Genomic DNA, 1791 nt, shown 5'->3' on the forward strand with positions numbered 1-1791 from the left:
CCACACGTTCGGTAGTGGTTTGGTGCAGAAGGGCATCACATTGGATGCGGTGTCGAAGCTGATGGGGCATTCGTCGGTGTTGGTGACTCAGCGGTATGCGTCGGCGGCTGAATCTCAGTGGGATGCGGTGCGTAACGCTCTCGGGTAGTGGTGCTCTACGAGTACTTCGGTGCGGAGAAGTTCTACTCCGGCAAGGAGAACTCGTGCAGCGTCAAGATAAACATGCACAAGGCTGCGACCAGCAGTTCGGGTGTTCTAGCTGTGTGAATCGCGCTCCGGCCATGGGCCGTCTAGCTGAACCTCTGCGGTCTGGAATGTCTCTGACAGGGGTGGCCTGTCATGTCCACTCGATAGTGTTCGTCGGGTCGGTAACGCACGGCAAGTCCCCTCACCAATCGTTCGAGGCGTGGACCCTGCAACCGATCAACCCTCACAGTCGGCAGGGGTTAATCCTGCCCTAAACCCTTTGGAGTGCAAACACTTTGACGAACATTGACTGGCTCACTGTTGCTGAGGCCGCGCAGGAGGCGAAGGTCTCTGAGAAGACGATTCGGCGTTGGTATCGCTCGGGCCGTTTGCAGGCGGATCGGTTGACGCCGAGGACGATCCGGATTCGGCGTTGCGAGTTGGCGGCTATGGCTGGGGCTGCGGCGTGAGCTACGCCGAGGACGCGCAAGCGTTCGGGGATCACATTCGTCACGGCGGTGACTGGCGGTATGCGCTGTTGGTCGCGCGGTGGGTACAACCACGAACCGGAGGACGACGCGCTACTGCGCAGAACTGCGCGGTAAAGGTGTCAGCACGTGAGTTCGCGGAGACGGCTTCGGTTGGTGACCGCACAGTCATGGCGTACCTGAAGGCGTGGAACGAAGGCGCACGCCGTGGACTGGTCCCCAACTCGGAGACTATCGACGCTGGCGAAGACATTTCAGTCGACGGGCTAGACGTAGAGCAGTGGTCCGACTGCTATCGCGCGGTCAATACGACTAAAGGTAAGCGCGAGCCTATGAGCGGTAGTTCTGCAAACGGGATTCCGAGGGTAGGCGGCATCGAGTACTGGAAGACGCTCTACTACGAGGCTCACGCTGACGCTGAGGACCTGCGTCGTGAAGTCGAACACTTGCGCACTGGTGGCGGCGGGGACTGGGCAGCGAACCTATTTGCTGCTGTCGGAGAAGCACGCCAGGAGAGTGTGTTTAAGGCGCTCACGAAGGTGTTGCATCCCGATGTGGGTGGCGATGATGCGCTTATGCAGGCGTTGAACGACGCTCGGGTGGCGGCGTGATGTTCACCGATCTAGGCACCCCCGTAATCACCGCTGAAACCCGTTCTGACGGCCTGCACGACATTGTGTTGCGGGTCGTCCTAGACGGCGGATATGTGGACGCTGGGGAGGCTGAGGAGGAGGCCGCTGCGTGGCGGATCGCACTGCACGAGGAGGCGGCAAGCTAATGGCTACACGTAAGAAGAGTCCGGTCCTCGAATGGCGGGCGGCGTTCGGTCAATCCGGCGCCCCCGGCCCGGTCCGCAATATCATGCTCGCGCTCGCAGATTTTGCCGACAACACCAGTCTCGAAGCATGGCCCAGTGAGCAGAGGCTAGCCGAGATTGCGGGTGTGACGACTCGGACGGTACGGCGCAATATCGCGGAGGCCAAGGGGAAGGGTTGGGTGGTCCAGGTCCGCAAGGGCACTCAGGGTAGGCGTGGTGAGCCGGGTCGGACGAACCGGTATCGGTTGACTGTTGGTGAGTCGTGGCGAACGGAATCACCGGACATTGATGACGGAATGA

Annotated in this window: 4 protein-coding genes; all 4 read left to right on the plus strand. The window is 60.7% G+C overall.

What is annotated here, in order from left to right:
* Positions 1-148 (plus strand): tyrosine-type recombinase/integrase (locus tag GOOTI_RS24950; RefSeq protein ID WP_007237323.1); only part of this gene is annotated, 148 nt, incomplete at its 5' end.
* Positions 149-482: 334 nt separating this feature from the next.
* Positions 483-656: a helix-turn-helix domain-containing protein gene (locus GOOTI_RS24955; protein WP_007237324.1), complete on the plus strand. Its 174-nt coding sequence runs from the start codon at positions 483-485 to the stop codon at positions 654-656.
* Positions 653-1285 carry a hypothetical protein gene (locus GOOTI_RS04215; protein ID WP_007237325.1) on the plus strand — a complete coding sequence of 211 codons (633 nt, stop codon included), beginning with the start codon at positions 653-655 and terminating at the stop codon, positions 1283-1285. The genes GOOTI_RS24955 and GOOTI_RS04215 overlap by 4 nt, the downstream gene beginning before the upstream one ends.
* Positions 1286-1451: 166 nt before the next feature.
* Positions 1452-1791: helix-turn-helix domain-containing protein (locus tag GOOTI_RS24960; RefSeq protein ID WP_007237327.1), on the plus strand; the 340-nt coding region annotated here is incomplete at its 3' end.

This window comes from Gordonia otitidis NBRC 100426, from assembly GCF_000248075.1.
GTDB lineage: Bacteria > Actinomycetota > Actinomycetes > Mycobacteriales > Mycobacteriaceae > Gordonia > Gordonia otitidis.